Origin of the sequence: Marinobacterium aestuarii (genome assembly GCF_001651805.1) — a bacterium.
Classification (GTDB): Bacteria; Pseudomonadota; Gammaproteobacteria; order Pseudomonadales; family Balneatricaceae; genus Marinobacterium_A; species Marinobacterium_A aestuarii.
This window is the reverse complement of the sequence record NZ_CP015839.1, coordinates 4,800,813-4,827,634: the sequence shown is the minus strand read 5'-3', so window position 1 is coordinate 4,827,634 and position 26,822 is coordinate 4,800,813. Positions and strand designations below refer to the sequence as shown.

The 26,822-nt window shown below is 59.0% G+C and carries 27 protein-coding genes; 19 read left to right on the top strand and 8 right to left on the bottom strand.

From position 1 onward, the window contains the following. Window positions 1-6: 6 nt before the first annotated feature. Window positions 7-2,391 carry a xanthine dehydrogenase molybdopterin binding subunit gene (xdhB, locus tag A8C75_RS21145; protein WP_067386338.1) on the bottom strand — a complete coding sequence of 795 codons (2,385 nt, stop codon included), beginning with the start codon at window positions 2,389-2,391 and terminating at the stop codon, window positions 7-9. After that, on the bottom strand, window positions 2,384-3,823 hold the full coding sequence (gene xdhA / locus A8C75_RS21140) for a xanthine dehydrogenase small subunit (protein WP_067386336.1): 1,440 nt from the start codon (window positions 3,821-3,823) through the stop codon (window positions 2,384-2,386). Before xdhA ends, xdhB begins: the two co-directional genes overlap by 8 nt. 362 nt (window positions 3,824-4,185) lie before the next feature. Between xdhA and rfbD the strand changes: the two genes are divergently transcribed. After that, window positions 4,186-5,097, top strand: a complete 912-nt coding sequence (rfbD, locus tag A8C75_RS21135) for a dTDP-4-dehydrorhamnose reductase (RefSeq protein ID WP_067386334.1) — start codon at window positions 4,186-4,188, stop codon at window positions 5,095-5,097. A 30-nt stretch (window positions 5,098-5,127) separates the two neighbouring features. Here rfbD and A8C75_RS21130 read toward each other — a convergent pair whose 3' ends face one another. After that, the gene (locus A8C75_RS21130; protein WP_067386333.1) at window positions 5,128-5,505 is read right to left on the bottom strand and encodes a SirB2 family protein; all 378 of its coding nucleotides are present in this window, start codon (window positions 5,503-5,505) and stop codon (window positions 5,128-5,130) included. A gap of 190 nt (window positions 5,506-5,695) precedes the next feature. Here A8C75_RS21130 and moaB point away from each other — a divergent pair, with 190 nt between their 5' ends. The 6 genes from moaB to A8C75_RS21100 all read left to right on the top strand — a co-directional run bounded on the left by moaB (window position 5,696) and on the right by A8C75_RS21100 (window position 10,127). After that, the gene (gene moaB, locus A8C75_RS21125) at window positions 5,696-6,232 is read left to right on the top strand and encodes a molybdenum cofactor biosynthesis protein B (protein ID WP_067386331.1); all 537 of its coding nucleotides are present in this window, start codon (window positions 5,696-5,698) and stop codon (window positions 6,230-6,232) included. Window positions 6,233-6,235: 3 nt separating this feature from the next. Beyond that, window positions 6,236-7,459, top strand: a complete 1,224-nt coding sequence (locus tag A8C75_RS21120) for a molybdopterin molybdotransferase MoeA (RefSeq protein WP_067386329.1) — start codon at window positions 6,236-6,238, stop codon at window positions 7,457-7,459. Between the two features lie 74 nt (window positions 7,460-7,533). Beyond that, window positions 7,534-8,658 (top strand): 1-acyl-sn-glycerol-3-phosphate acyltransferase, encoded by a 1,125-nt coding sequence (locus tag A8C75_RS21115; protein WP_067386327.1) that lies wholly within the window; start codon window positions 7,534-7,536, stop codon window positions 8,656-8,658. Beyond that, the gene (gene moaC / locus A8C75_RS21110) at window positions 8,655-9,134 is read left to right on the top strand and encodes a cyclic pyranopterin monophosphate synthase MoaC (RefSeq protein WP_067386325.1); all 480 of its coding nucleotides are present in this window, start codon (window positions 8,655-8,657) and stop codon (window positions 9,132-9,134) included. The genes A8C75_RS21115 and moaC overlap by 4 nt, the downstream gene beginning before the upstream one ends. Before the next feature lies 1 nt (window position 9,135). Next, a complete protein-coding gene (moaD, locus tag A8C75_RS21105) occupies window positions 9,136-9,393 on the top strand; it encodes a molybdopterin converting factor subunit 1 (protein WP_067386323.1) in 258 nt (85 codons plus the stop codon). A gap of 2 nt (window positions 9,394-9,395) precedes the next feature. Further along, complete coding sequence (locus A8C75_RS21100) at window positions 9,396-10,127, top strand: lysophospholipid acyltransferase family protein (protein ID WP_067386321.1); 732 nt, start codon at window positions 9,396-9,398, stop codon at window positions 10,125-10,127. Window positions 10,128-10,215: 88 nt separating this feature from the next. On the opposite strand, the gene fabB is transcribed toward A8C75_RS21100, so the two are convergent. The 3 genes from fabB to ispB all read right to left on the bottom strand — a co-directional run bounded on the left by fabB (window position 10,216) and on the right by ispB (window position 13,255). Next, entirely contained in the window at window positions 10,216-11,433 is a 1,218-nt protein-coding gene (fabB, locus tag A8C75_RS21095; RefSeq protein ID WP_067386319.1) for a beta-ketoacyl-ACP synthase I, read from the bottom strand. A gap of 150 nt (window positions 11,434-11,583) precedes the next feature. Next, window positions 11,584-12,099, bottom strand: a complete 516-nt coding sequence (fabA, locus tag A8C75_RS21090) for a bifunctional 3-hydroxydecanoyl-ACP dehydratase/trans-2-decenoyl-ACP isomerase (protein WP_067386318.1) — start codon at window positions 12,097-12,099, stop codon at window positions 11,584-11,586. A 187-nt stretch (window positions 12,100-12,286) separates the two neighbouring features. Continuing rightward, window positions 12,287-13,255: an octaprenyl diphosphate synthase gene (gene ispB, locus A8C75_RS21085; RefSeq protein ID WP_067386317.1), complete on the bottom strand. Its 969-nt coding sequence runs from the start codon at window positions 13,253-13,255 to the stop codon at window positions 12,287-12,289. A 290-nt stretch (window positions 13,256-13,545) separates the two neighbouring features. Here ispB and rplU point away from each other — a divergent pair, with 290 nt between their 5' ends. From rplU to proB, 4 genes are all read left to right on the top strand, one after another. Further along, entirely contained in the window at window positions 13,546-13,857 is a 312-nt protein-coding gene (gene rplU, locus A8C75_RS21080; protein ID WP_067386316.1) for a 50S ribosomal protein L21, read from the top strand. 25 nt (window positions 13,858-13,882) lie between these two features. Continuing rightward, the gene (gene rpmA / locus A8C75_RS21075) at window positions 13,883-14,140 is read left to right on the top strand and encodes a 50S ribosomal protein L27 (RefSeq protein ID WP_067290518.1); all 258 of its coding nucleotides are present in this window, start codon (window positions 13,883-13,885) and stop codon (window positions 14,138-14,140) included. A 228-nt stretch (window positions 14,141-14,368) separates the two neighbouring features. Then, window positions 14,369-15,565, top strand: coding sequence for an Obg family GTPase CgtA (gene cgtA, locus A8C75_RS21070; protein WP_067386315.1), 1,197 nt, complete (start codon window positions 14,369-14,371; stop codon window positions 15,563-15,565). A 22-nt stretch (window positions 15,566-15,587) separates the two neighbouring features. Beyond that, window positions 15,588-16,712, top strand: a complete 1,125-nt coding sequence (gene proB / locus A8C75_RS21065) for a glutamate 5-kinase (RefSeq protein ID WP_067386314.1) — start codon at window positions 15,588-15,590, stop codon at window positions 16,710-16,712. A gap of 147 nt (window positions 16,713-16,859) precedes the next feature. On the opposite strand, the gene rpsT is transcribed toward proB, so the two are convergent. After that, window positions 16,860-17,138, bottom strand: a complete 279-nt coding sequence (gene rpsT, locus A8C75_RS21060) for a 30S ribosomal protein S20 (protein WP_067296758.1) — start codon at window positions 17,136-17,138, stop codon at window positions 16,860-16,862. A gap of 242 nt (window positions 17,139-17,380) precedes the next feature. Here rpsT and murJ point away from each other — a divergent pair, with 242 nt between their 5' ends. The 5 genes from murJ to A8C75_RS21035 all read left to right on the top strand — a co-directional run bounded on the left by murJ (window position 17,381) and on the right by A8C75_RS21035 (window position 23,708). Next, on the top strand, window positions 17,381-18,874 hold the full coding sequence (gene murJ, locus A8C75_RS21055; RefSeq protein ID WP_236954758.1) for a murein biosynthesis integral membrane protein MurJ: 1,494 nt from the start codon (window positions 17,381-17,383) through the stop codon (window positions 18,872-18,874). 96 nt (window positions 18,875-18,970) lie between these two features. Further along, entirely contained in the window at window positions 18,971-19,897 is a 927-nt protein-coding gene (gene ribF, locus A8C75_RS21050; RefSeq protein ID WP_067386312.1) for a bifunctional riboflavin kinase/FAD synthetase, read from the top strand. A 25-nt stretch (window positions 19,898-19,922) separates the two neighbouring features. Then, complete coding sequence (gene ileS, locus A8C75_RS21045) at window positions 19,923-22,739, top strand: isoleucine--tRNA ligase (RefSeq protein WP_067386311.1); 2,817 nt, start codon at window positions 19,923-19,925, stop codon at window positions 22,737-22,739. Continuing rightward, window positions 22,739-23,266: a signal peptidase II gene (gene lspA / locus A8C75_RS21040; protein WP_084784192.1), complete on the top strand. Its 528-nt coding sequence runs from the start codon at window positions 22,739-22,741 to the stop codon at window positions 23,264-23,266. Before ileS ends, lspA begins: the two co-directional genes overlap by 1 nt. A 13-nt stretch (window positions 23,267-23,279) precedes the next feature. Further along, the gene (locus tag A8C75_RS21035; protein ID WP_067386310.1) at window positions 23,280-23,708 is read left to right on the top strand and encodes an FKBP-type peptidyl-prolyl cis-trans isomerase; all 429 of its coding nucleotides are present in this window, start codon (window positions 23,280-23,282) and stop codon (window positions 23,706-23,708) included. A gap of 133 nt (window positions 23,709-23,841) precedes the next feature. Here A8C75_RS21035 and A8C75_RS21030 read toward each other — a convergent pair whose 3' ends face one another. Then, on the bottom strand, window positions 23,842-24,243 hold the full coding sequence (locus A8C75_RS21030; protein ID WP_084784191.1) for a type IV pilin protein: 402 nt from the start codon (window positions 24,241-24,243) through the stop codon (window positions 23,842-23,844). Window positions 24,244-24,315: 72 nt separating this feature from the next. Between A8C75_RS21030 and A8C75_RS21025 the strand changes: the two genes are divergently transcribed. From A8C75_RS21025 to A8C75_RS21015, 3 genes are read left to right on the top strand one after another with little or no spacing between them, the layout of a single operon-like run. Beyond that, window positions 24,316-24,885 (top strand): GspH/FimT family pseudopilin, encoded by a 570-nt coding sequence (locus A8C75_RS21025; protein WP_162272115.1) that lies wholly within the window; start codon window positions 24,316-24,318, stop codon window positions 24,883-24,885. Next, the gene (locus tag A8C75_RS21020) at window positions 24,879-25,544 is read left to right on the top strand and encodes a PilW family protein (protein ID WP_067386308.1); all 666 of its coding nucleotides are present in this window, start codon (window positions 24,879-24,881) and stop codon (window positions 25,542-25,544) included. The genes A8C75_RS21025 and A8C75_RS21020 overlap by 7 nt, the downstream gene beginning before the upstream one ends. Before the next feature lie 28 nt (window positions 25,545-25,572). After that, entirely contained in the window at window positions 25,573-26,817 is a 1,245-nt protein-coding gene (locus A8C75_RS21015; protein ID WP_067386307.1) for a pilus assembly PilX family protein, read from the top strand. Window positions 26,818-26,822 lie beyond the last annotated feature (5 nt).

Here is a 26,822-nt window from a genome sequence, read left to right as displayed (position 1 = left end):
GAGCCGTTAAATGTTTTCCACCACCGGCGCTTCGGCCATGGCGGCTTTCATCTGCTCGACGCCCCAGAGCACCCGTTCGGGGGTGGCCGGTGCATCAACGTGCGGGCTGAAGCGGTAATCCCCGACGCTGGCGATGGCATCCTTGAGCGCACACCAGACCGAGATGCCGAGCATGAAGGGCGGCTCGCCCACGGCCTTGGAGTGGAACACCGTGTCTTCGGGGTTCTTGCGGTTTTCCACCAGGCGCACACGCAGGTCGATGGGCATATCGGCCACGGCCGGGATCTTGTAGCTGGCGGGGCTGTTGGTGGTCAGCTTGCCCTGGGGGTTCCAGTTGAGCTCTTCCATGGTGAGCCAGCCCATGCCCTGTACGAAGCCGCCCTCGACCTGGCCGATATCGATGGCCGGGTTCAGGGAGGCGCCCACGTCGTGCAGGATGTCGGTGCGCAGCATGCGGTATTCGCCGGTCAGGGTGTCGAGCAGCACCTCGGAGCAGGCCGCGCCATAGGCGTAGTAGTAGAAGGGCCGGCCGGCGGCCTTGTCACGGTCGTAGTAGATCTTGGGTGTACGGTAAAAGCCGGTACTGGAGAGCGAGATCTGGTTGAAATAGGCCAGCTGGATCAGCTCGTCGAACGGCATCACCTTGTCGCGGATGCGCACGTGGCTGTTGCGGAACTCGATATCCTCCTCGGATACCTTGAAGTGCGCGGCTGCGAAGCTGACGAGTCGGCCACGGATGGTGCGGGCGGCATTTTGCGCCGCCTTGCCGTTGAGGTCCGTACCGCTGGAGGCCGCCGTCGGCGAGGTGTTGGGCACCTTGTCGGTGTTGGTCGCGGTGATCTGGATGCGCTCGACTTCGACCTGGAATTCCTCGGCCACGATCTGCGCAACCTTGGTGTTCAGGCCCTGGCCCATCTCGGTACCGCCGTGGTTGAGGTGGATGCTGCCATCGGTATAGACATGCACCAGAGCGCCTGCCTGATTAAGGAAGGTGGCGGTAAAGGAAATGCCAAACTTCACCGGTGTCAGGGCAATGCCCTTTTTCAGGATTGTGCTGCCAGCGTTGAAAGCGGTAATGGCTTCACGACGCTGCTGGTATTCACTGCTGGCCTCGAGCTCGGCGGTCATCTCGTCGAGCATGTTGTCCTCGACGGTCTGGTAGTAGTGCGTGATGTTGCGCTCGGTCTTGCCGTAGTAGTTGTGCTTGCGCACCTCCAGCGGATCCTTGCCCAGGGTGCGGGCGATGTCATCCATGATGTATTCGATGGCGACCATGCCCTGGGGGCCGCCGAAACCGCGATAGGCGGTATTGGAGGCGGTGTTGGTCTTGCAGCGGTGCCCGGTGACCGTGGCATCGCCCAGGTAATAGGCGTTGTCGGAATGGAACATGGCGCGGTCGACGATGGAGCCCGACAGGTCCGGTGAATAACCGCAGTTACCCGCCAGTACCAGGTCGATGCCGTGCAGTCGCCCCTTGTCGTCATAACCGACATCGTACTCGACATAGAATGGATGGCGCTTGCCGGTCATCAGCATGTCGTCGACCCGGGGCAGACGCATTTTGGTGGGCTGGCCGGTGAGGCGAGCGACCACGGCGCAGAGGCAGGCAGGGCCTGCGGCCTGGGTTTCCTTGCCGCCAAAACCACCGCCCATGCGTCGCATGTCGATGACGATTTTGTGCATGGGTACGTCAAGCACCTCGGCCACCAGTTTCTGCACTTCGGTGGGGTTCTGGCTGGAGGTGTAGACGATCATGCCGTCGTCTTCGGTGGGAATGACCGACGAGATCTGGGTTTCGAGGTAGAAATGTTCCTGACCACCGATATGCAGCTTGCCCTGCAGACGGTGGGGTGCCGCAGCCAGGGCACGGGCGGAGTCGCCGCGCTTGTGCTGGTGGCTGTCGAGCACAAAGTGTTTCTTCTTCAGCGCATCTTCCACGCAGAGCACGGCTTCAAGGTCTTCGTATTCGATGACTGCGGCCATGGCGGCGCGACGGGCATTCTCCAGGCTGTCGGCGGCAACGGCGATCACCGGTTGGCCGACATATTCCACCTTGCCATCGGCCAGCAGCGGATCACCCGGCGCCACGGCACCTATGTCGAGCTGACCCGGTACGTCCTTGCTGGTAATGGCGATGCGTACGCCCGGCATCTGGTAGCAGGGGCTGGTATCGATGCTGAGGATGCGCGCATGGGGCCTGTCACTGAGGCGGGCGTAGATGTGCAGCTGGTTGGGGAACTCCAGCCGGTCATCGATATAGACCGCTTCGCCGCTGACATGCTTGGCTGCGCTTTCATGGGGGATCTTGCGGCCGACGCCGGTGTGCAGGTCCTGGCGCACCAGCGCCATCATTTCGTCCTGAGTTCTGCTGATCTTGTTGTGGTTAGACATAATCGGTCACCCGTGTAGCCAGTTCCGGTGTGCTGAGTTCCAGAAAGTATTTACGCAGCAGGTTGGCGGCCGTGAGCGCGCGGTATTCCTTGCTGGCGCGAAAATCGCTGAGGGGGGTGAAATCTTCACCCAGGGCCTTGGCGGCCGCTTCAATGGTGGCCTGATTCCAGGGCTTGCCGATCAGCGCCTGTTCGCAGCGGCTGGCACGTTTTGGGATGGCGGCCATGCCGCCGAAGGCGATGCGGGCGTCACTGATCTGACCGTCCTTTATGCGCAGGTCGAAGGCGCCGCATACGGCGGAGATATCGTCATCCAGGCGCTTGGAAATCTTGTAGACCCTGAAGCTGTCACGGCCCTGCGCCCGCGGCACAATGATTTTCTCGATGAATTCCGCTTCCTGGCGCACGGTGACGCGGTAGTCCACGAAGTAGTCGGCCAGCGCAATGGTGCGGGTGCTGCTGCCCTGACGCAGAACGATCTGCGCGTCTAGTGTAAGAAGGGCGGGTGGCGAATCGCCGATCGGTGAGGCATTACCGATATTCCCGCCAAGGGTACCCTGGTTACGGATTTGCAGTGATGCGAAACGATGCAGCATGGCACCGAAATCCGGATATTCGTGGGTCAGAACGTCGTAGCAATCGGTCAGTGGCACGGCGGCGCCGATCTCGATGCGATCATCAAACGTCTCGACCTGTTTCAGTTCGGCCACATTGCCGACATAAATCATGACCGGCAAGGTGCGGTGCATCTGGGTGACTTCCAGTGCCAGGTCGGTGCCGCCGGCCAGCAGGCGGGCCTGCGGGTTGTCCTGGTACAGCTGGGCCAGATCCGCCACGGTAAGCGGCGAAAAGCTCTGCCGACCGGCACTGTTCAGCGTGCTGGTGGTATCTGGCTGAATGGCGCGCAGCCGGGATAGCGTCTGCTCGTGTTGCTGATCAAACTGATCCTGGGGTGCGGCGGTGCAGCTGCTGGCGGCGGCGTCCAGAATCGGGCGGTAGCCGGTGCAGCGACAGAGGTTGCCGGCCAGGGCTTCTTCGGCGGCGCTCTTGTCGGCCTGCGGGCTGTTTTTTTGCAGCGCAAACAAGGACATGACAAAGCCTGGGGTGCAGAAGCCGCACTGTGAGCCGTGGCAGTCGACCATGGCCTGCTGCACGCTGTGCATCTGTCCCTGGTGCTTGAGGCCTTCCACGGTGATGAGCTGTTTGCCATCCAGTGCAGACACGAAGGTCAGGCAGGAATTGAGGGTGCGGTAGCGAATACGGTCGTTCACCAGCTCGCCGACGACGACGGTGCAGGCGCCGCAGTCACCCGAAGCGCAGCCTTCCTTGGTGCCGGTCTTGCCGAGATTTTCCCGCAGATAATTGAGGACCGTGACGTTCGGGTCGAGATCGTTCTCTGTCCGCAGTTCCTGATTGAGTAAGAACCTGATCAAGGAAAACCTCCTGCTGTGTGTTTAATTATTAGCCTATGGACCGACTTTAGATTAAATCTGACTTTGAAGTCAACAAAAACTGACTCAGAAGTCAGAAAATAATATAAGGCATTCAGCCTTTAAATGCAGCTTAGCTGCATGGCTGCAACTGTGGGGGACGGAAGGGGTATTAGTCGCCGCGGGGCCTTCTGTTACCCGGGTTGCGGCCGCTGGCGCGGCGCCTGATCGGGGCAGGACAGGGGCTTAAAGTACAGCGCTGCGGCTGTATTGTCGGACAGGGTTCTGTGGTAAGGTGAAATTCTTTCATCGCATTCGCGTATTTCTGAATTTGCTGCTCCCAGTGGAGGTTTGTACATCGCATTATGGCCAGTGATTACTTCAGTCGGCCGGCACGTATTCTGATAACGGGAGCTAATGGTCAGGTCGGGCGTGAGCTGGTTGGCCAGGCGGGCGCGGATGTCTTTTTTGATGTGATCGGCCTGGCACGCAGGCAGCTGGATATCACGGACACGGCGAAGGTCCGTCAGCAGCTCGAACAGCATCAGCCTGACTATGTTATCAATTGTGCCGCCTTTAACCGGGCCGACGCTGCGCAAAAGCAGCGCGAGCACTGCATGCGTCTCAATGCCGAGGCGGTGCAGCAGCTGGCAATCGCCTGCGCCGAGCTGGATATTCCCCTCATCCACCTTTCCACGGATTATGTTTTCGATGGCCACTACGCCAGCGGATACCGTGAAAACGATGCCGTGCGCCCGCTGGGCGTCTACGGCGAAAGCAAGTGGCAGGGTGAGGAATTACTGCGTCGCGCCCATGCGAGGCACATCATTCTGCGGGTGAGCTGGGTCTTCAGTGGCAGTGGACACAACTTCCTGATTCGCACGCTGGAACAGGCGCGCACCGAGGCGGAACTGGTCTCGGTGGATGATCGCCGTGGCTGCCCGACGGCGGCGGCCGATGTTGCCCGCGTGGTGCTGGCGATCGTCAAACAGCTCAAGTGCGGTGCCGACGCCTGGGGCACTTACCATTACTGTGGCGCCGAGATCACCACCCGCTACGCCTTCAGTGAAGCCATCATCGCCACGGCGAGCCAGTACGAGGCGCTCAAGGTGGAGCGGCTGATGCCGGTTGCCAGTATAAATTTCCCCACCGAGGCTGAGCGTCCCGCCAGCTCGGTGCTCAAATGCACCAAGCTTCTCAGTACCTTCGGCATTCGTCAGCGTCCCTGGCGTGGCGAACTGGTTGCCCTGGTGCGCCAGCTGTACGAGCGTTTCTGATTCTGCTCCAGAACCCTGCCTGCCCTGGTATTAATGCCAGGGCGTCGGATCTCGCGTGACCGCAACCCAGGCGATATAGCCAAAGGTGACCAGTGCGGCACCAAAGGCCAGGGTGCGGCTGGTCTTGCTCCGGCCGCGCTTAAGGGCGATGATGCCGAGCACTATGTAGGCCACCAGGGCGAGCAGCTTGGCGCTGAGCCAGTCATTCACAAATGGATATTGCTGCAGCGTCAGGGCCAGGCCCGTGGCGCTGAGCAGCAGGACGGTATCCACCAGGTGCGGTATAACGCGCATCAGGCGCCTGTTCTGCCAGCCTGAACCGATCAGCATCCAGTAGCCGCGCAGCAGAAACAGTGAAATGCTCAGGGTGACTGCAGCCAGGTGCAGGTGTTTCAGGATCATGTACATGGCAGTGAGGCTCTTTCCTTATGGGTGGCTCTGGGTTGATACAGGAATAATTTTTTGTGTATCAAAGTGTTGGGCGCGCAGCGTCGGGCTTTATGTAGCACGGGCGCCATTGTTGCGCACAAGGGCGCGCCTGGCCAGCCCGGGCGCCTGCTGACAGAGATTCAGTTTCAACAATTTTCAGGAGATTTTTATGGGACGTTGCAGCGACGACGCAGATTTTGTTGCACTTAACATTGCTGTGCTGACCGTATCCGATACCCGCACGCTGGAGACGGATACCTCGGGACAGACGCTGGTGGATCGGCTGGAGGCGGTCGGGCATAAGCTGCAGGCGCGGACCATCGTCAAGGATGATGTCTATCAGCTGCGGGCCCAGGTGTCCGCCTGGATTGCAGACCCCAGCATCCATGTGGTGCTGAGCACCGGCGGTACCGGTTTTTCACACCGCGACTCGACGCCTGAAGCGCTGCAGCCGCTGTTTGACAAGCAGATCGAGGGTTTTGGCGAGCTGTTTCGCAGCCTGTCATTTGAGGAAATCGGCACCTCGACCATCCAGTCCCGCGCAGTAGCGGGTCTGGCCAATGGTACGCTGATTTTCTGCCTGCCGGGGTCGACCGGCGCCTGTCGTACCGGCTGGGATCGCATTATTGTCGAGCAGCTCGACAAGCGGCATCGTCCGTGCAATTTCGTCGACATGCTGATGCGTCACGCACAGGAACAGGTATAAGGCATGCAGGGCTCTGATGCTACGCCTGACGCAAAGCCTGGGCTGATACCGGTAGAGGAGGCCATTGAGGCGCTGCTGGCAGATGTTCAACCCATTACAGGCGTCGAACGGCTGTCATTGATGGATGCGGTGGGGCGGGTGCTGGCCGAGGACGTTATTGCGGCTGTGGATGTACCGCCGGCGGCCAACAGCGCCATGGATGGTTATGCCTGCTTTCATGGCGATGCGGCGAAGGCGGGGCTGCGTATCAGTCAGCGCATTCCGGCAGGTTCCGCGCCTGCACCGCTGGAGCCTGGCACGGTAGTGCGTATCTTCACCGGTGCTGAAATTCCGCCAGGCGCCGACACTGTGGTGATGCAGGAGCAGGCCGAGCTTGTGGATGGCCTGGTGCATTTTAGCGTGCAGCCAGAGGCTGGCGACAATGTACGCCCGCGCGGCCAGGATATAGCCGCAGGTGCCGTGGTGGTCGCGGCGGGAACGCGGCTGCAGCCAGCGGATCTGGGGGTGCTGGCATCTACCGGTGTTGCCACAGTGTTGGTCACGCGGCCCTTGCGGGTGGCGTTGCTGTGTACCGGCGACGAACTGGTAGAACCTGGTACTGCACTCAAGCCTGGGCAGATTTACAACTCCAATCGCTATCTGCTGACGGGCCTGCTGCGGCAGCTCGGCATTCAGGTGCTGGATCTGGGTCTGGTGGCCGATAGTGCTGCAGCGACCCGGGCGGCACTGACAAAGGCTGCGAGCCAGGCGGATTGCGTTATCAGCACCGGCGGGGTTTCGGTCGGTGATGAAGATCATGTCAAGGCGGCGGTGGAGTCCCTCGGTGAGCTGCGTCTGTGGCGCCTGCAGATTAAGCCTGGCAAACCACTGGCGTATGGCCGGGTGGGGCAGGTGCCCTTTTTCGGCTTGCCGGGAAATCCTGCGTCAGCGCTGGTGACGTTTTGTCTGCTGGCCAGGCCCTATCTGCTGCGCCTGCAGGGGGCACTTGTCGAGCCGCCGCTGATGCTGCAGGTGCCGGCGGGCTTTGCGCGGCCTCGCCCGGGTGGTCGTCAGGAGTATCTGCGTTCGCGGCTGGAGGGCGGGCGCGCCTGCCCATTTTCGAACCAGAGCTCCGGTGTGCTGTCTTCTGCCAGCTGGGCACAGGGGCTGGTGGTTGTGTCACCGAATACCCGGGTTGCCGAAGGTGATCTGGTGGGCTTTATTCCGTTCTCGGAACTGCTGGGTTGAGGGCGCTGCAAAAGCCCCTCTCAGCGGGTAAAATAGCGCCCAGCTGAACCCAATCACGATAATTAGAGAGCACCATGAGCGACGACAATACCGCGCTGCAGGATCCGTTTAAAGAGATCCGTCCGTACCGCGACACCGAAGTGGCAGAGGTGCTCAACCGGTTGTTGTATAACGAAGAATTTATTCGGGTTGTGACCCGTTATCAGTTTCCGCGCATGGCCGGAGCCTTTGGCTGGCTGTTGCGCCCGCTGGTGCGCATGGCGCTGGCGCGTGAAATAGGCGATGTGGAAACGATTCGTGATTTTCAGGCCCGCGTGGCGAAATATATGGAAAAGATGATCGTCCGCAGTACGACGCGCATGACCTGTTCAGGCATGGAGCGGCTCGATCCGGACGAGGCTTACCTGTTTATCTCCAATCACCGCGATATAGCGCTGGATCCTGCGTTCGTTAACTGGGTGCTGTACAAGGCGGGCATGAATACGGCGCGCATCGCCATTGGCGACAACCTGCTGCGCAAGGGCTACGTATCGGATCTGATGCGGCTCAACAAGAGCTTTATCGTCAACCGCTCGGCCCGTGGCCGCGAGATGATGACGGCACTGAACCAGCTATCCGCCTATATCGATCACAGCATTAGTGAAGGCGCCTCCATCTGGATTGCGCAGCGGGAAGGGCGTGCCAAGGACGGTAATGATCGCACCGATCCTGCCATTCTGAAGATGTTCTACATGTCCCAGCGCAAGCAGCGCTCTTTTGGTGAGGCCATTACCCGGCTGAATCTGGTGCCGGTGTCCATTTCCTACGAATACGATCCCTGCGATGCCGCCAAGGCGCGGGAACTGCACGCCAGAGCCAGCGATGGCTGCTATGCCAAGGGGCAGTACGAAGATCTGGACAGTATCGTCAAGGGCATCACGGGTCTCAAGGGGGATGTGCATGTCGCCTTTGGTGAGCCCATCAAGGGGGAGTTCGAGTCCCCCGAGGCGCTGGCAGCCCTGATTGACCGTGAAATCATTGCCAACTATCAGCTGCATTCCTCCAACCTGATTGCGGCGGATGCTGCCAGTGAGGTCACGGACGAACAGCGCGCGGCTTTCCAGCAGCGGCTGGATGAGCTGGAGCCCGGTGCTCAGGACATCATGCGACAGATGTATGCCAACCCTCTGATCAACAAGCGCAACCTGGAGGCGCCATGAGCAAACTTACGCACCTGGATGACCAGGGGCACGCCCATATGGTGGATGTATCCGACAAGGATGTAACCTACCGCGAAGCTGTGGCGCAGGCCTATATAGAAATGCTGCCGCAAACACTGCAGCTGATTATGGGTGGCGGTCATAAAAAGGGCGATGTACTGGCGGTGGCACGTATTGCGGGCATTCAGGCCGCCAAGCGGACCTGGGAGCTGATACCCCTGTGTCACCCGCTGATGCTGAGCAAGGTGGCGGTGGATCTGGTGCCGGTGCCGGAACATAACCGTATCGAAATTACCGCTACCTGCAAGCTGTCCGGGCAGACAGGGGTGGAGATGGAGGCGCTCACGGCCGCCAGTGTCGCGGCGCTTACGCTCTATGACATGTGCAAGGCGGTCGATCGCGGCATGATCATCTCGGGCCTGCGGGTGATGGAAAAGAAAGGTGGCAAGAGCGGGCACTGGAAGGTAGAGGAATAAGATGAAATTGCAGTTGGTTTATTTTGCCCGCGTACGGGAACAGCTTGGTTTGGATGCCGAGGAGCTGCAGTGTCCTGCGACGCTCGGTCGCGTCGATCAGCTGATCGATTATCTGGTGGCCGAGCGTGGCGAGCGCTGGCAGGCAGTGCTCAAGGCGCCGAACCTGCTGGTTGCAGTTAATCAGGAAATGGTCAGCGTATCGACCTCCCTGGCGGATGGCGATGAAGTCGCCTTTTTCCCGCCGGTTACAGGAGGCTGAAAATGCCTAAAGCGACACCGCTGCATTACCTGCGTGCGACCCTGTTCTATGCCGGCTTTTATCCGGTCACCATTTTGTATTCGGCGTTTTGCCTGCTGGTGGGTTGGGCATTGCCGTTCCGCCCCCGCTTCAAGCTGTTTACGGTGCTGAATTACTTTTACATGATCTGGCTGCGCATTTGCTGCGGCGTGCGTTTTGAAGTGTCGGGGCTGGAAAATCTGCCCCGCAGCGGCGCCTATGTGGTGGTGGCCAATCACCAAAGCGAATGGGAAACCCTGTATTTTCAGACGCTGGTGCGCCCCCAGTCGGTGGTATTGAAGCAGGAACTGCTCAAGCTGCCCTTTTTCGGCTGGGCGCTCGCCATGCTGCAACCCATTGCGCTGGATCGCAGTCAGCGCCGTGGTGCCTTGAAGCAGCTGCTGAGTCAGGGGCGTGATCGTCTGTCGCAGCAGGTGCCGGTGCTGATATTTCCCCAGGGAACCCGGGTCAAGGTGGGTGAGATGGGGCGATTCAACAAGGGTGGCGCCATGCTCGCGGTCGACAGCCAGGTGCCGGTTGTGCCCATAGTGCACAATGCGGGGCTCTACTGGCCGGGCAAGAGCTTTGTGAAGTTTCCAGGGGTAGTGCAGGTGCGTATCGGTGCGCCCCTGGCGACGGTGGAGCGCAGCGTCGATGACGTGCACCGCGAATCGGTGGCCTGGATTGAGCAGGAAATGCGCGAGATCGGTGCCTGAGTTGCTGTATCTATAGTGAAAGCACAAAAAAGCCGCTAAAAAGCGGCTTTTTCGTGGCTGGCAATTCAGGCAGTGCGCAGGCTTAAGCTCAGCCCTTGTACTTTTCGAACACCAGGGTGGAGTTGGTGCCGCCAAAGCCGAAGCTGTTGGACATCACGCGTTCCAGGTTGGCATTGTCGATGCGCGTGGTGGCGATCGGCAGGCCTTCGGCTTCCGGGTCGAGCTGGTCGATATTGGCAGAGGCGCAGATGAAGTTGTTTTCCTGCATCAGCAGGCAGTAGATCGCCTCCTGTGCGCCTGTAGCACCCAGGGAGTGACCAGTCAGCGACTTGGTGGAGCTGACTGTCGGCATTTTGTCGCCGAAAGCCATCTTCATTGCCTTCAGTTCCTGGATGTCACCGGCCGGTGTAGAGGTGCCGTGGGAATTGATGTAGTCAATTGGACCCTCAACCGTAGCCATCGCCTGCTGCATGCAGCGCAGGGCGCCTTCGCCGGACGGTGCAACCATGTCGTAGCCGTCGGAGGTTGCGCCATAGCCTACCAGTTCGGCGTAGATCTTGGCGCCGCGCGCCTTGGCGTGCTCGAGGTCTTCGAGTACCAGCATGCCGGCGCCGCCTGAGATGACGAAGCCGTCACGGTTGGCGTCGTAGGCACGGGAGGCTTTCTCCGGCGTGTCGTTGTATTTGCTGGACAGTGCGCCCATGGCATCAAACATCACGCTCAGGGACCAGTGCAGCTCTTCACCGCCACCGGCAAAGACCACGTCCTGTTTGCCCAGCTGGATCTGCTCCATGGCGTTACCGATGCAGTGTGCGCTGGTGGCGCAGGCAGAGGTAATGGAGTAGTTCACGCCCTTGATCTTGAAGGGCGTGGCCAGACAGGCGGATACAGTGCTGCCCATGGTGCGGGTGACACGGTAAGGACCAACGCGACGGACGCCCTTGGTGCGCAGAATGTCCGCGGTTTCAACGATATCGGCGGATGAAGCGCCACCGGAGCCGGCGATAAGGCCGGTACGTACGTTGGAGACCTGATCTTCGCTCAGGCCGGAATCCTTCACGGCCTGGTCCATGGCCAGGTACGCGTAGGCGGCGGCATTGCCCATGAATCGGAGCAGTTTGCGGTCGATCAGGGATTCAAGGTCAAGGTCGATACTGCCGGCAACCTGGCTGCGAAAGCCGAGTTCCTTGTATTCTTCCTGGAATTTGATACCGGAACGTCCTTCTTGAAGGGCGCTGAGGACGGAATCCTTGTCGGTGCCCAGACAGGACACAATCCCCATACCTGTAACAACGACACGACGCATGTGAGGCCTCTTGTGTTTCACTAAGGTAATGTTCTTTGCGGATATACAGACCGCCTATTCTCCGATAAAGCGCCTCTGAAGGCTACCTGAATTAGGTTTTATCGGGATTGGGCGGGGCTCAGGCCTGTGGCCTGTAGCCCCGGGCGCCTGCTAGAAGTTGTCGGTGGTGGTGAACAGGCCTACGCGCAGGTCCTTGGCGGTGTAGATTTCACGGCCATCAACAAACACGGAGCCGTCAGCGATACCCATGACCAGTTTGCGCTCGATCACGCGCTTGAGGTGAATGTGGTAGGTCACCTTTTTGGCGCTCGGCAGGATCTGACCGGTGAATTTTACTTCACCTGAGCCCAGCGCGCGGCCGCGGCCCTGGTTGCCACGCCAGCCGAGGAAGAATCCAACCAGCTGCCACATGGCATCCAGGCCCAGGCAGCCCGGCATGACAGGGTCGCCCGGGAAGTGGCACTGGAAGAACCAGAGGTCCGGATTGATGTCGAGCTCGGCAATGATTTCGCCTTTGCCATAGAGGCCGCCTTCCGAGGAAATGTTAACGACTCGGTCCATCATCAGCATGTTGTCGATCGGCAGCTGGGCATTGCCCGGGCCGAACATTTCGCCGTGGCCGCAGCTCAGCAGGTCTTTGCGATCGAAAGAAGAAGCTTTTGTCATATGGGAAAGTCTTATAGGTTTCAGCTAAAAATATCCGCCGATTATAGCGGGTCGGACGCCCTGAAGCACTGTTTGGGGCTTGTTTCTGCCTGGGTGGCGCTGTGGTGGGCGCGATCAGACCCGGCAGTGGCGCTGTCAGGACGCCCGATACCCCTGCGATTCAGGCGCTCGGGTCCTGCCTTGGGTGTCAGTGAGTGCGGTTGACCGCGATCTCGGCCAGCTGTGTCAAGGTATCCTTGAAAGAGCTGGCGGGCAGTGCTGCAAGCGCTTCGCAGGCGTTTGCGGCGGCACGCTGTGCGGCGGCACGGGTGTAGTCGATGGCGCCGGTGCGCTGCACTATATCCAGAATCGGCTGCAGGTCGTCCAGGCCGCCCTTGCGAATGCACTGGCGAATCAGCTGGCGCTCTTCGTCGGTGCCGGCTTTCATGGCCTGGATCAGCGGCAGGGTGGGTTTGCCTTCGGCCAGATCGTCGCCGACATTCTTGCCCATTTCCTCGGCGCTGGAGAGGTAATCCATCAGATCATCGACCAGCTGAAAGGCGATTCCCAGGTGGCGGCCGTAAAGCCGCAGCGCATCGCGTTCGGCGGTCGAAGCCTGGGCGAGAATGGCGCCGGTTTCGGTCGCGGCCTCAAACAGGGTGGCGGTCTTGCCGATAATAACCTGCATGTAGGCGTCTTCGGTGGTATCCGGATTCTTGCAGTTCAGCAGCTGCAGCACTTCGCCTTCGGCAATCACATTGGTGGCATTGGAAATGACGTGCATGATGTCCATATTGCCGATTTCGACCATAACCTGAAATGCGCGGCTGTAAAGAAAGTCGCCGACCAGCACGCTCGGTGCATTGCCCCAGCGGGCGTTGGCGGTATCCTTGCCGCGGCGCAGATCCGAATTGTCGACCACATCATCGTGCAGCAGGGTTGCCGTATGAATGAACTCGACAATGGCCGCCAGGGGAATATGCTGCCGCCCCTGGTAACCACAGGCGTTGGCGCTCAGTAATACGAGCAGCGGACGCAGGCGCTTGCCACCACTCTCAACTATATAGTGGCCAATCTTCTCGACCAGCGGGACCGTGGAGCCCAGATGGTTGAGAATGTAGTCATTAACGGCTTCGAACTGCGGCTCGATCGCCGGATTTAGCTGATGTGGCTGCATGTGGGGAGGGTCGTCGGCTGTACGAATGATAAGCGCGCATGCTAGGGGGTGCCTGCAAGGGTGTCAAGAAAGTGCCAGTCTAATGGCCTCGGACGCCGGCCTTGGGGCCCCAGGTTACGCTTTGCTGGCGGGCGCTATAATTCGCGGCCGTCGGGCTTGAGTTTGAGGTGTCTTTACTATAGAATCCCCCGCCCTGAGCTCATCCAAATTTGCTCCCTATCATAGGGTTCCGCCCTTAGAAGTAGGTTGTTATTCAACAGTAGCCGGATGGGCATGACCTGGAGAGAGAAATGTACGCAGTAATCGTTAGCGGTGGTAAGCAGTACCGCGTTCAGGAAGGACAGACTGTACGGCTCGAGAAGCTGCCTGCAGAACTGGGTTCCAATGTAGAATTTGACCGTGTGCTGCTGGTTGGCGCCGGTGATGACATCAAAATAGGTGCGCCGGTTGTTGATGGTGCCAAGGTAACTGCTGAAGTTGTTGAGCACGGCCGTGGCAAGAAAGTGACCATCCTGAAGTTCAAGCGTCGTAAGCACCACATGAAGCGTCAGGGTCACCGTCAGTCGTTCACTGAAGTGAAGATCACTGGCATCAGTGCTTAACGCAACCCAGATCAGGAGATAGAAAATGGCTCATAAGAAAGCTGGTGGCTCGACTCGTAACGGTCGCGACTCAGAATCGAAACGCCTTGGTGTGAAGCGCTACGGTGGTCAGGTTGTTGCTGCAGGTAACATCCTGGTTCGTCAGCGTGGCACCAAGTTCCATGCCGGCACCAATGTTGGTCTGGGCAAGGACCACACTCTGTTCGCGAAAGCGGATGGCGTAGTAAAATTTGAAATCAAAGGCGAAAAGAAGCGTAAGTACATCAGTATCGTACCTGCCTGAAGCGCACTTTGATGTTCGAAAAAGCTCCGCCTGTGCGGGGCTTTTTTCGTATAGGGCTGTGATTTACTGTATTTGCATGTGCAAAGCGGCGGTTGCGTCATTCATGACGGCGCCGGGTCTCGGGCCTGTTGAGGCTCGCGGTTGTGCGTGGTGTCGTGTGTGTGAGGCTATTCGGGCAGTGTTCGCGCTATATTCAGTGCAGGATCCTGACCCGTCGGGGAGGTTTTAATGAAGTTTGTCGATGAAGCGTTGATCTCGGTGGAAGCCGGTAAAGGTGGTAACGGCTGCATGAGTTTCCGGCGCGAGAAGTACGTTGCCAGAGGCGGCCCCGACGGTGGTGACGGTGGTGATGGCGGTTCGGTATTTGTTGAGGCGGATAGCAGCCTGAATACGCTGATCGACTTTCGTTTTACGCGTCACTACAAGGCGCAGAACGGTCAGAATGGCATGACGCGTCAGTGTACCGGCTCCAAGGGTGAAGACCTTGTGCTGAAGCTGCCGGTAGGTACCACGGTTGTCGATCAGGATACCGGTGAAGTGCTGGCGGATCTGACGGTTGAAGGGCAAATTGAAAAAGTGGCCCAGGCGGGCTTTCATGGCCTTGGCAACATTCGCTACAAGAGTTCAGTTAACCGTGCGCCGCGTCAGACCAGTAATGGATCTCCGGGCGAGGCGCGTAACCTGAAGCTGGAGCTCAAGGTGTTGGCGGACGTGGGTCTGCTGGGCTTGCCGAATGCGGGCAAATCGACCTTTATTCGCTCGGTGTCTTCCGCCAAGCCGAAAGTGGCCAACTATCCCTTCACGACTCTGGTGCCGAACCTGGGTGTGGTGCGTACCGAAAGTCATCGCAGCTTCGTGATTGCCGATATTCCGGGCATTATCGAAGGAGCAGCAGAAGGCACGGGTCTGGGTATTCGATTCCTGCGTCACCTGGCGCGCAACCGCTTGTTGCTGCATCTGGTCGATATGGCGCCCTGGGATGAGCAGGGCTCTGCGCAGTCGGCTTGTGTGGCGGTGGCTGAGCTGAAAAAATTCAGCGCGACGCTGGAAGCTCAGCCGCGCTGGCTGGTGCTGAACAAGCTGGATCTGGTGCCTGAAGAAGAGCAGGAAGAGCGCTGTCAGGCGGTGGTTGATGCGCTGGGCTGGGAAGGGCCTGTGTATCGCATCTCGGCGCTGAACAAGGAGGGCGTGCAGGTTCTGGTTCAGGATATTCAGGGCTTCCTTGATAGGCGTGCGCTGGAAATTCAGCAGGACCCGGACTTGCTCGATGTTGAGCGTGATACCCGTCTGCAGATCGATGCCGAGGCGCGTGAGTGTGTCGAAGCGATGCGTATGGCTATTCGGGCGCGGCGCTCGGGTGAAGATGATGACTGGGATGATTTCGACGATGACGAGTTCGACGTTGATGTCGAATGGGCTCGCTAGTAACTAGTTAGAGGATTCACGGGTGTCCACGGGTAGGAACAGGCTGAAAACGGGCGGGCGCTGGGTCGTAAAGATCGGTAGCGCGCTGCTGACCAATGACGGTCGCGGGCTTGATCAGGAGGCGATTTCTCGCTGGGTTGATCAGCTGGCCGCTCTGCGTGCTGCAGGCATGGAAGTATTGCTGGTGTCCTCGGGCGCGGTTGCTGAGGGTATGTCGCGTCTGGGGTGGGCTAACCGCCCGCACGAAATGTACCGTTTGCAGGCCGCGGCGGCCATTGGTCAGATGGGGCTGGTGCAGGCCTATGAGGCTAATTTCCAGCGCCACGGCACTCACACGGCGCAAATTTTGCTGACGCATGAAGATCTGTCCAATCGGCGGCGTTATCTCAATGCCCGCGCGGCCCTGGGTGAGCTGATTCGCCTGGGTGTGGTGCCGGTGGTGAACGAGAATGACACTGTCGTTACCGATGAGATCCGCTTTGGGGATAACGATACGCTCGGTGCTCTGGTGGTCAACCTGATTGAGGCGGATGGGCTGATTCTGCTGACGGATCAGCTGGGGCTGTTTGAGGCTGATCCGCGCTCCAATCCCGGTGCGGCCTTTGTATCCGAAGCGCGGGCAGAGGATGATGCGCTGATCGCCATGGCTGGTGGTGGTGGCAAGCTGGGTCGCGGTGGTATGGCGACCAAGGTGCGCGCTGCGCGCCTGGCGGCGCGCAGTGGTGCCGTGACAGTCATTGCCAGTGGGCGTGAGCCGGATGTGCTGCTGCGGCTCAAGGCGGGTGATGCTGTGGGCACGCTGCTGGTGCCTGAGCGCAGTCCTGAGGCTGCGCGCAAGCAGTGGATTGCGGGGCATTTGCAGGCGCGTGGCACTCTGGTGCTGGATGCGGGTGCTGTGGCGGCGTTGCGTGAGCGCGGTAAAAGCTTGTTGCCGGCCGGTGTGCGCAGTCTGTCCGGGAATTTCTCGCGCGGCGAGATGGTGGTTCTGCAGGATGAGCAGGGGCTGATCATCGCGCGCGGGCTGGCGAATTACGGTGCTGAAGATGCGCGCAAGCTGATCGGCAAGCCAAGCTCAATGATCGAGTCGTTGCTCGGTTATATGGCTGAGGTGGAGCTGGTACATCGCGATAACCTGGCGCTGGCCTGATGGGGCTGGTCGTCGGGCCCTGCTGGTCGGGGCGAGTATTGCGAGTAGTGTGAGCGTGTGCGGTCTCTATATCGCGGATTGCAGACATAAAAAAAACCGGCCTTGGCCGGTTTTTTTGTGGCAGGGCTTTATGGGCCCTGCGGTACATCAGGCGGCTGGTGTTTCGCCCAGTGCCTTGATGCGTGCGTTCAGGCGGCTCTTGGTGCGAGCGATCTGGTTCTTGTTGAACAGACCCTTGTTTACAGAGCCGTCCATGATCGGCTGGGCGGTTTTGAACGCGCCTTCAGCTGTGGCCTTGTCGCCACTGTCGATCGCTTTAACGACTTTCTTGATGTAAGTACGCACCATGGAGCGCAGGCTAGCGTTATGCTGGCGACGCTTCTCCGACTGGCGAGCGCGTTTACGAGATCCTGCGGAATTTGCCACAGTCCGGCTCCTTCAAAGTTGTTTGGAAAATCATCGGCAGTAAACGCCGAAAATTGAGACGCGAGATTATTCCTGTTTGACGTGAGACTGTCAATAAAGTAGCGGAATTATTATCTACGACGCAGTAAGATGCAGCGCATTGTACAGCGCCTTGCAGCTTGGGGATAGGGATCGTGGCAGACGAGGGTAGAGAAACCAGAAAGAGTGCGGGTTTGCTGCGCTCCAGCGGTCTGGTTGGGTTGATGACATTGTTATCGCGCATCCTGGGTCTGGTGCGTGATGTGGTGGTGGCGAGCCATTTTGGGGCCTCCGGCAGTGCCGATGCCTTTTTCGTTGCTTTCAAGATTCCCAATTTTCTGCGCAGGCTCTTTGCCGAGGGTGCCTTTTCTCAGGCCTTTGTCCCCGTGCTGTCCGAGTATCGTACCCAGCGCACGCTGTTTGATGTGCAGCTACTGGTGGCGCGGGTGGCGGGCAGTCTGGGTTCGGTGCTGATCTGCATAACGGTGCTGTCGGTGGTGGCAGCTCCCGTGCTGACGGCGATCTTTGCGCCCGGTTTCTATATGCACGACAGCGAGCGCTACGAGCTGGCGTCGGAAATGCTGCGTATCACCTTCCCGTACCTGGGGCTGATCTCCATGACGGCCTTTGCCGGGGCTATTCTCAACAGCTATGAGCGCTTCGCGGTGCCGGCCTTTACGCCGGTGCTGCTGAACCTCTGTCTGATTGGTGCCACGCTGCTGTTCAGTGAATGGTTTGAGCGGCCGGTTTTCGCACTGGCCTGGGGCGTACTGGTGGCGGGCTTCGTGCAGCTGGCATTTCAGCTGCCTTTTTTGTGGCGCATTCGCTTGTTGCCGGGCCCTGTGGTGGATTTCAGTCATCCGGGTGTGAAGAAGATCATGACGCTGATGCTGCCGGCGCTGTTTGGGGTGTCTGTGGCGCAGGTCAATTTGTTGCTGGATACGGTGCTGGCGTCCTTTCTGCAAATGGGCAGCGTGTCCTGGCTGTATTACTCGGATCGCCTGTCCGAGCTGCCGCTGGGGGTGTTCGGCATTGCCATTGCGACGGTGATATTGCCGGCGCTGTCGCGCAAGCATGCTGAAAAATCCCTGGATCAATTCTCCCATACGCTGGACTGGGCACTGCGCATGGTGCTGTTGATCGGTCTGCCGGCGGCGCTGGCGCTGGTCTTGCTGGCAGAGCCCTTGCTGATCACCCTGTTTCATTACGGCGCCCTGACCGAACGTGATGTCGATATGGCGTCGGGCAGCCTGCAAGCCTACGGCTGTGGCGTGCTGGCGTTCATGCTGATCAAGGTATTGGCGCCGGGCTTTTTCGCGCGGCAGGACACCCGCACACCGGTGCGCATTGCTGTGATAGCGATGGCGGTGAATATGGTGCTGAACCTGATACTGATCTGGCCGCTGGCTCATGTCGGCCTGGCGCTGGCTACGACGCTGTCGGCGTTTCTCAATGCGGGGCTGCTGCTGCGTGGCTTGCTGCGCGAAGGTGTATTCCACTGGCAACCCGGCTGGGGGCTCTGGCTGCTGCGTCTGGGCAGTGCCAATCTGGTGATGGTCGCGTTGCTGCTCTATCTCAGTCCTGCGGTGGTGCAGTGGTTCGACTGGGGGCTGGTGGATCGCGTCTGGCAGATGTCGTTACTGGTACTGCTCGGGGCTGGGGCCTATGCGGCGGTGCTGCTGCTGACGGGCTTGCGTCTGCGCCATCTGCGCGCCTGATGGCCTTGTTATAGCTTCTTGTGGCACTGCGGTACTCGTTGCGCTGCATCTGCGTTATAATTCTGCGGTTTATTTTCAGGCTGTGGCTAGCATTTGATGGAATTGATCCGGGGATTACATAATCTGCGCGACAAGCATCGGGTGTGCGTAGCGACCATCGGCAATTTCGATGGCGTGCACCTCGGGCATGTCAAGGTGCTGGAACAGGTAAAGGCCAAGGGGCGCGAACTGGGTTTGCCCACCGTGGCGATTATCTTCGAGCCGCAGCCGCGCGAGTTTTTTGCAGGCCAGGATGCGCCGGCGCGTCTCACTCGGTTTGATGAAAAAGTACGCCTGCTGCGTGACCAGGGGCTGGATCGGGTGCTGTGCCTGACCTTCAACGAGCGTCTGCGCAGCTTGCCGGCCGCAAGCTTCATCGAAGCGCTGCTGCTGGAAGGGCTGGCGGTGCGCCACTTTGTGGTGGGCGATGATTTCCGCTTTGGCTGCGACCGGGCCGGCGACTACGCCATGCTGCGTGCAGTGGGGGCAACCCAGGGCTTCTCGGTTGAAAACACCAGCACCTGTCTGGTTGATGGCGAGCGCGTCAGCAGTACCCGGGTGCGCCAGGCGCTGACGCTCAATGACCTGGATCTGGCCGAGCGCTTGCTGGGGCGGCGCTATCGCATCAGCGGACGGGTCATGCTGGGACAGCAGCTGGGCAGAACCCTGGGTGTGCCGACGGCGAACGTGCGCATGCACCGTTTTGCCGCGCCGCTGCGGGGTGTCTATGCCGTGCGAGCACAGCTGGACGATGGCCGCCTGATTCCGGGGGTGGCCAACATTGGCATGCGCCCGACCGTCAACGGCACTCAGCCTGTGCTGGAAGCACATCTGTTTGATTTTAAGGGTGATCTTTATGGTCAGCTGCTCAGCGTTGAATTTGCCGCCTTCATTCGTGAAGAGCGCAAGTTCGATGGCCTGGAACAGCTGAAACAGCAGATTTTCAACGATATTGATGTGGCCCGGGCGCTATTGGCCTGTTAAGACCCATAACCTCAAAGCGACTGACATGACCGATTATAAAGCGACACTGAACCTGCCGGATTCGGCTTTCCCGATGCGTGGCAACCTGCCGCAGCGTGAGCCGGCGCGCCTGGCGCGATGGGCCGAAATCGACCTCTACGCCAAACTGCGCGAAGCGGGCAAGGGACGTGAGCAGTTCATCCTGCATGATGGCCCTCCCTACGCCAACGGCAATATTCATATCGGTCATGCGGTCAACAAGGTGATCAAGGACATGATCGTCAAGGCCAAGACGCTGTCGGGCTTTGATGCGCCCTACGTGCCGGGCTGGGACTGTCATGGTCTGCCTATCGAACACAAGGTTGAAACCCTGATCGGCCGCGCCGGTGACAAGGTGCCCTATAGCGAGTTTCGGCAGAAATGCCGTGAATACGCCGCCGAACAGGTCGCCGGGCAGAAAGCCGACTTCATCCGTCTGGGTGTGGTGGGTGACTGGGAAAATCCCTACCTGACGATGAACTTCGACACCGAAGCCAACATAGTGCGGGCGCTGGGCAAGATCATCGAGAACGGTCATCTGGTCAAGGGTTACAAACCGGTGTACTGGAGTGTGGTGGGTCAATCTGCTTTGGCTGAGGCCGAGGTTGAATACCAGAACAAGACCTCCACGGCGATCGACATCCGCTTCACCTTTGCCGATCAGGCTGCGGCCAATGCCCAGTTTGGAAATCCTGCGGGTGAGGGGCCGCTGTCGGTGGTGATCTGGACCACCACGCCCTGGACCATTCCCGCCAACCAGGCGGTGTCGCTGAACGCCGAGCTGGATTACGCCCTGGTGCAGGTGGATATCAATCAGGGTGCCGAGCGCGTTGTAGTTGCCGCTGACATGGTTGACGAGGTGATGGCGCGCTGGGGTATCGAGCCCTACACAGTACTGGGAACCTGCAGCGGTACTGCGCTGGAGCACATGGCGCTGGCGCACCCGTTCTACGACAAGCAAGTGCCAGTGATTCTGGGTGATCATGTCACCACTGATGCCGGTACCGGCGCCGTACATACCGCGCCCGATCACGGCGTGGAAGACTTTGTGGTTGGCCAGCAGTATGGCCTGGGCACGCTCAATCGCGTGCAGGCCAACGGCACCTACACCGATGCCACCGGCGAGTTTGCCGGTATTCACGTCTACAAGGCGGATGGTCCCGTGGTCGAAGCGCTGGAGCGTGAAGGCAAGCTGGTACATCTGAAACGCTTTGAGCACAGCTACCCGCATTGCTGGCGCACCAAGACGCCGCTGATCTACCGCGCCACGCCGCAGTGGTTCATTTCCATGGACGAGAAGGGGCTCAAGACTCAGGCACTCGAAGCCATCAAGGGTGTGAGCTGGTTCCCCGAGTGGGGCCAGAACCGCATCGAGGCCATGGTCGAGCAGAGCCCGGACTGGTGTGTCTCGCGCCAGCGTACCTGGGGCGTGCCTATCACCGTCTTTACCCACAAACAGACCGGTGAGCTACACCCCAATACCTCGGGTCTGATCGAACAGATCGCCACGGCCATCGATCAGGGCGGTATCGATGCCTGGTTCGAACTGGATGCGGCTAGCCTGCTGGGCGCTGATGCCGATCAGTACGACAAGGTCACCGATACGCTGGATGTCTGGTTCGACTCAGGCGTAACGCACCAGGCAGTGCTGCGTGAGCGCAGCGAGCTGCGTTTCCCGGCCGACCTGTACCTCGAAGGCTCGGATCAGCACCGTGGCTGGTTCCAGTCGTCCCTGAAAACCTCTATCGCCATCAATGGCTGTGCACCCTACAAGCAGGTGCTGACCCATGGCTTCACGGTAGACGAAAAGGGCTACAAGATGTCCAAGTCCCTGGGCAACGTGATTGCACCGCAGGAAGTCACCGATACTTTGGGTGCCGACATTCTGCGCCTGTGGGTCTCGGCTACGGATTACTCCGGCGAAATGGCTGTGTCCAAGCAGATTTTGCAGCGTACCTCCGATGCCTATCGTCGCATTCGCAATACCGCTCGTTTCCTGCTGGCTAACCTGAATGGCTTTGAGCCGGCCCGTGACAGCGTGGCGCCCGAAGACATGCTGGCACTGGACCGCTGGGCTGTGGACGCGGCCTACCGTCTGCAGCAGAAGATCACGGCGGCTTACGACAGCTACCGCTTCCTGGATGTCTATCAGCAGGTGCATCACTTCTGCGCCCAGGAGCTGGGTGGCTTTTACCTCGATATCATCAAGGATCGCCAGTACACCACCCAGGCCGACAGTCTGGCGCGGCGTTCCTGCCAGACTGCGCTCTATCATATCGCCGAAGCCCTGACGCGCTGGATCGCACCTATCCTGAGTTTTACCGCTGAAGAGATTCACGAAGTGCTGCCGGGCGAGCGCGAAGACAGTGTCTTCCTGACCACCTGGTACCAGGGCCTCTTTACCCTGCCGGCCGATGATGCCTTTGGGGCGGATTTCTGGAGCCGGGTGCTGGGCGTCAAGAATGCCGTTAACAAGTGCCTGGAAGATGCCCGTAACGAGAAGTTGGTGAAGGCCTCTCTGGCGGCGGAAGTCACTCTCTACGCCGATGAAAGCCTGCAGGCGGATCTGGCGCGCTTGGGCGATGAGCTGCGCTTTGTGCTCATTACCTCCAAGGCCGCGCTGGCACCCTTGTCTGAAGGCACCGATGCCCGCGCCACCGAGATCAAGGGACTGAAAGTGGCGATTGGTGTTTCGGCCCACGCCAAGTGCGGCCGCTGCTGGCATCACCGCGAAGATATTGGCGGTCATGCGGCACATCCGCAGCTGTGCGAGCGCTGCGTCGATAACGTCGATGGTGCTGGCGAAACCCGCCACTACGCCTGATGACCATGAAACGCAGTTCACAGCGTATAGAAGAGCCGGCACTGCCGGGCTCTTCGCTGGTCTGGCTCTGGTTGTCGGTGCTCGTTGCAGCCCTGGATCAGGGCAGTAAATGGCTCGCCGAGACGACACTGGACTACGGCATCCCCAATCCGGTGATATCGGTGTTCGACCTCACGCTGCTCTACAACCGCGGTGCCGCCTTCAGCTTTCTGGCGGATGCCGGTGGCTGGCAGCGCTGGTTCTTTGCACTGGTCGCACTGGTGGTGAGCGTGGCGCTGGTCGTCTGGCTAAAGCGCACCTCCCGGGTGCACTGGTGGCTTGGCATGGGCCTGGCGCTGCTGCTGGGTGGTGCCCTGGGCAACCTCTATGATCGGGTAGTGCTGGGCCATGTAGTGGACTTTATCTCGCTGCATTACGCCGGTTACTACTTCCCCGCTTTCAATCTGGCCGACAGCGCCATTACCCTGGGCGCCGTGCTGCTGATTATCGATACGCTGTTCTTCGAGAAGAGCCGCTCCCGGAACTAAATGAGAGCCTTGCATGAGTGACAAGACAATCGGGCCCGGTACGACCGTGACCCTGCATTTCGCCATCAAACTGGAAGATGGCCAGTTGGTTGATTCCAACTTCGAGAGCAAGCCTGCGACCTTTACCGTGGGCGACGGCAACCTGCTGCCGGGCTTTGAGGAGCCGCTGATGGGGCTGGCCGAGGGCACCGAATCGACCTTCACCATAGTGCCGGAAAAGGCCTTCGGCATGCCGAGCCCCGCCAACGTACAGCGTCTGCCGCGGGCGCAATTCAAGGATATGGAGCTCGAACCCGGGCTGGTTGTCAGCTTTAAGGAGCCCGGCGGTGACCTGCCGGGGGTGGTCAAGTCATTCGATGACCAGGTGGTGCATATTGATTTCAACCACCCGCTGGCGGGCAAGACACTGCTGTTCGATGTGAAGATATTGCAGGTCGCCTGAGCCCACAAAAAAAACGCTGCTGATGCAGCGTTTTTTTATGTTCAGGAGGAACGGTATCCCGCGGGCGCAGGGACGCGCGAGAGCGGGGTGTTTATCTGGGCACCAATGCGCCTAGTAGTGGTGTAGCGGCCAGCTAGCGTTTCCAGCAGGCAGCAGGCGACATGACATTGCTTTGATCCAGTGTCATTACGGCACAGTTTGAGTCCTTGGTTTGGTCGCCAGTGGCAGTGGCTGTGAGGGTGTAGTGTGTGGCTGCCGACGCCAGCGATACAGCAATGTCGAAGGTGAAAAAGTCTGCTGTACCCATATTCAGGTTCTCGGTGGCAAGGCTGGTAGCGTTGCCATAGGTGTTGAAGTATGAGCGGTAGCGCTCTTCACCAATCTGGCCAGCCATAAGCACTTTTTGCGCTTCGGCCCGGCGGCTCTTGCGCACCTGATCCAGGTACGCCGGGTAGGCAAACATCGCGATGATGCCAATAACGACCATAACAATCATCAGCTCAATCAGGGTAAAGCCGCGTGCCGAATACTTCACTATACTTCCCTCGAGTTGCTATCCTTAACCATGCAGTATGCTACCACTCTAGCAGAAGGAATCTATCAAGCTATGGCGCGTGAGAATTCAGGAATGCGTACTGTGCAATTCAGGCATCATCTGGCGGGCGTGACTCTGATTGAGCTGCTCGTGGTTCTGGTGGTGCTCGCTGTCTTTGTAGCCTTGGGTATTCCGTCATTCAATTCTGTCTTTGACCGCCACCGCGTAACCGGTGCGGCCCAGGCTCTCTATGCCGACTTGCAGTACGCGCGGGCTGAATCCATCAAGCGTAATGTGGACGTGGCGGTGAATTTCAATAATACGGCTGGCTGGTGTTACGGTATCACCGATACGGCCCCGTTTGCGGCCTGTGACTGCAACGGCAGTGTCGCCAGTCAAGCCAGCTGCAGTGTGAACGGCCAGCAATATATAGTGACGGATGAACGTTTCCCAGGCGTATCGATGGTGACTAGTCCCGCCAATATGGCCGTAAGCTTTGATCCTACTCGTGGCACTCTCTCTCCGAATGGCAATATCAGCTTCACGGGCGATGCGGCAGAACAAGTGCGGGTGACGACCTATTTCATAGGACGTGTTCGGCTCTGCTCACCGACAGGTTATGCAGGTTACAAACCATGCTAGTGCGCCAGCGCGGTATCTCACTGGTCGAACTGATGATCGCTATGGTATTGGGCTTACTGGTTTCAGCCATCGTGATCGGCATGTTCAGCATGACGGTGGGCAGTACCAAACAGGCTGTGACCACTATCAGGCTGAACCAGGAACTGCGCACCGTGATGGATCTGATGGTGCGGGATATACGTAGAGCAGGTTATTGGAACGGAGCCCTGGCGGCCAGTAACCCTTATGCATCCATAACCGATGCTGGCGCCCCGGCCGCTGTTTATGCGGCGGCGGGTTCCGGAACATTTTTGAATACGACAACCGCGGGCGACAGCGGCCAGTGCGTGATCCTGGGGTACGACACCGATAACGCCGGTGCCAGTACGGCCACCAAGCTGATCGGTTATCGACTCGATACGGTGACCGATGCCGTTGAGGTGCTCTGGGCCAATACGTTTACCACCCCCGCTGACTGCAACATGGGTACTTGGGATAACCTGACCGACGAGCAGGCGATAAAGGTGACGGCGCTTGCGTTTACGCCGGATCCGACTCCGGCATCCTTTGCTGCGGCGACGGTACGCAATCTGACCATTACCCTGACCGCTGAATCCCTCAGCGATGCCAGAATCAAAACAACGATTACGGATCAGGTGCGCATCCGCGCCGATCTTTAGTTCCCAGATCGGGAGCCGGGAGGAAGCTATGAAAGGGCGTCAAACGGGTGCGGCGACGCTGTTTGTCACCATTATCATCTTGGCACTGCTGACCGTGATCGCGGCGGTCAGCGCCAAAATCGGCATGTTCGAGCTCAAGACCTCAGCCAATACGAACCGTGCCAAAGAGGCGTTTCATGCCGCCCAGGGCGGGCTGGATTTTGGCGCTGTGAACTACCTGAAGGATGCCAGCTGGGCAGGTGATAGTCTGGAAATGCCCTTTTTGGGGCCTGGCGCCAGCGTCTCGGTGTCCGCGGTGACGGGCACAAACTCGGTGGTACTGAATGCGGTAGGTGAGTCGGTCGATACCACTGGCTTGGCCCGGGTCGAGGAAAAATTCGCCCGTGTACCTATTCTTGATGTCGGCGAATTGCCGCCGCTGATGGCCAACGGTAACTTTCCTCCCACTGGATCGTTATCGATTATCACTAACCCAAACGGGGGAGGGACGGGGGTCCCCGTCTCAGGGTGGGTCGAAGGGGGTACCAAAACGGGGGGGGCGAGTTGGCAAACCTGCAATGTTGATGAGTGGCTGTATGAAGACCAGAATGCAGACAAGGTAAAGTCGCCGCAAACTGATGGGTTTGTGCTGTGTAATACTTGCAAGTGCTCCCAGGCAATCAACCCGATCTGCAAGGCACAGGATGTCTCTGATGCCGATGCCTGTCCGGATATCGTCGTGAATACAGCCGGTATTCCCAATGTATTTCAGAATCTTTTCGGAGTACACCCGGGTGACAGTGACTCTAGCGGAACCGACGACTGGGAAGAGCTTATGGAAGCCATTGCCAAGGTCAAGTTGGCTAACTGTACTAGCCTGGGGCCCACTTCCGGAGATCAGTTTTATTCTGGTGGTGTCGCCACCCGGCTGCCACTGATATGGGTTGAAGGTAATTGTACGATACCTGCCGGCACTGAAGTGGGCAGTTATGATTCACCTTTTATCCTGTTTGTGCATGGTGATCTAACCATGAGTGCGAATTCTGTATTTTATGGTATCGCCTTAGGTTTCTCAGATAAATATAGTAATCCACCCAATGCCGAATCTAACGCACTTGAAATTAGGGGCGGCGCCGTAGTCTATGGCGTAGTACTCACTACAAATACAGTTACGAGTCCTACGGGTAACTATACCTTGGTGTATGCGGAGAAACTGCTGGAAAAAATTTCGGGGGGTGATGATCCCTTTTACGAACTGGCGCGCTACCCTGGTAGCTGGACCGATACCAAATAGGAGCG

Bases quoted from the DNA above. Each gene is read 5' to 3' on its own strand.
- xdhB (WP_067386338.1), bottom strand. From the start codon at position 2,391: ATGTCTAACCACAACAAGATCAGCAGAACTCAGGACGAAATGATGGCG.
- rfbD (WP_067386334.1), top strand. From the start codon at position 4,186: ATGGCCAGTGATTACTTCAGTCGGCCGGCACGTATTCTGATAACGGGA.
- A8C75_RS21130 (WP_067386333.1), bottom strand. From the start codon at position 5,505: ATGTACATGATCCTGAAACACCTGCACCTGGCTGCAGTCACCCTGAGC.
- moaB (WP_067386331.1), top strand. From the start codon at position 5,696: ATGGGACGTTGCAGCGACGACGCAGATTTTGTTGCACTTAACATTGCT.
- A8C75_RS21120 (WP_067386329.1), top strand. From the start codon at position 6,236: ATGCAGGGCTCTGATGCTACGCCTGACGCAAAGCCTGGGCTGATACCG.
- A8C75_RS21115 (WP_067386327.1), top strand. From the start codon at position 7,534: ATGAGCGACGACAATACCGCGCTGCAGGATCCGTTTAAAGAGATCCGT.
- moaC (WP_067386325.1), top strand. From the start codon at position 8,655: ATGAGCAAACTTACGCACCTGGATGACCAGGGGCACGCCCATATGGTG.
- moaD (WP_067386323.1), top strand. From the start codon at position 9,136: ATGAAATTGCAGTTGGTTTATTTTGCCCGCGTACGGGAACAGCTTGGT.
- A8C75_RS21100 (WP_067386321.1), top strand. From the start codon at position 9,396: ATGCCTAAAGCGACACCGCTGCATTACCTGCGTGCGACCCTGTTCTAT.
- fabB (WP_067386319.1), bottom strand. From the start codon at position 11,433: ATGCGTCGTGTCGTTGTTACAGGTATGGGGATTGTGTCCTGTCTGGGC.
- fabA (WP_067386318.1), bottom strand. From the start codon at position 12,099: ATGACAAAAGCTTCTTCTTTCGATCGCAAAGACCTGCTGAGCTGCGGC.
- ispB (WP_067386317.1), bottom strand. From the start codon at position 13,255: ATGCAGCCACATCAGCTAAATCCGGCGATCGAGCCGCAGTTCGAAGCC.
- rplU (WP_067386316.1), top strand. From the start codon at position 13,546: ATGTACGCAGTAATCGTTAGCGGTGGTAAGCAGTACCGCGTTCAGGAA.
- rpmA (WP_067290518.1), top strand. From the start codon at position 13,883: ATGGCTCATAAGAAAGCTGGTGGCTCGACTCGTAACGGTCGCGACTCA.
- cgtA (WP_067386315.1), top strand. From the start codon at position 14,369: ATGAAGTTTGTCGATGAAGCGTTGATCTCGGTGGAAGCCGGTAAAGGT.
- murJ (WP_236954758.1), top strand. From the start codon at position 17,381: ATGACATTGTTATCGCGCATCCTGGGTCTGGTGCGTGATGTGGTGGTG.
- ribF (WP_067386312.1), top strand. From the start codon at position 18,971: ATGGAATTGATCCGGGGATTACATAATCTGCGCGACAAGCATCGGGTG.
- ileS (WP_067386311.1), top strand. From the start codon at position 19,923: ATGACCGATTATAAAGCGACACTGAACCTGCCGGATTCGGCTTTCCCG.
- lspA (WP_084784192.1), top strand. From the start codon at position 22,739: ATGACCATGAAACGCAGTTCACAGCGTATAGAAGAGCCGGCACTGCCG.
- A8C75_RS21035 (WP_067386310.1), top strand. From the start codon at position 23,280: ATGAGTGACAAGACAATCGGGCCCGGTACGACCGTGACCCTGCATTTC.
- A8C75_RS21025 (WP_162272115.1), top strand. From the start codon at position 24,316: ATGGCGCGTGAGAATTCAGGAATGCGTACTGTGCAATTCAGGCATCAT.
- A8C75_RS21020 (WP_067386308.1), top strand. From the start codon at position 24,879: ATGCTAGTGCGCCAGCGCGGTATCTCACTGGTCGAACTGATGATCGCT.
- A8C75_RS21015 (WP_067386307.1), top strand. From the start codon at position 25,573: ATGAAAGGGCGTCAAACGGGTGCGGCGACGCTGTTTGTCACCATTATC.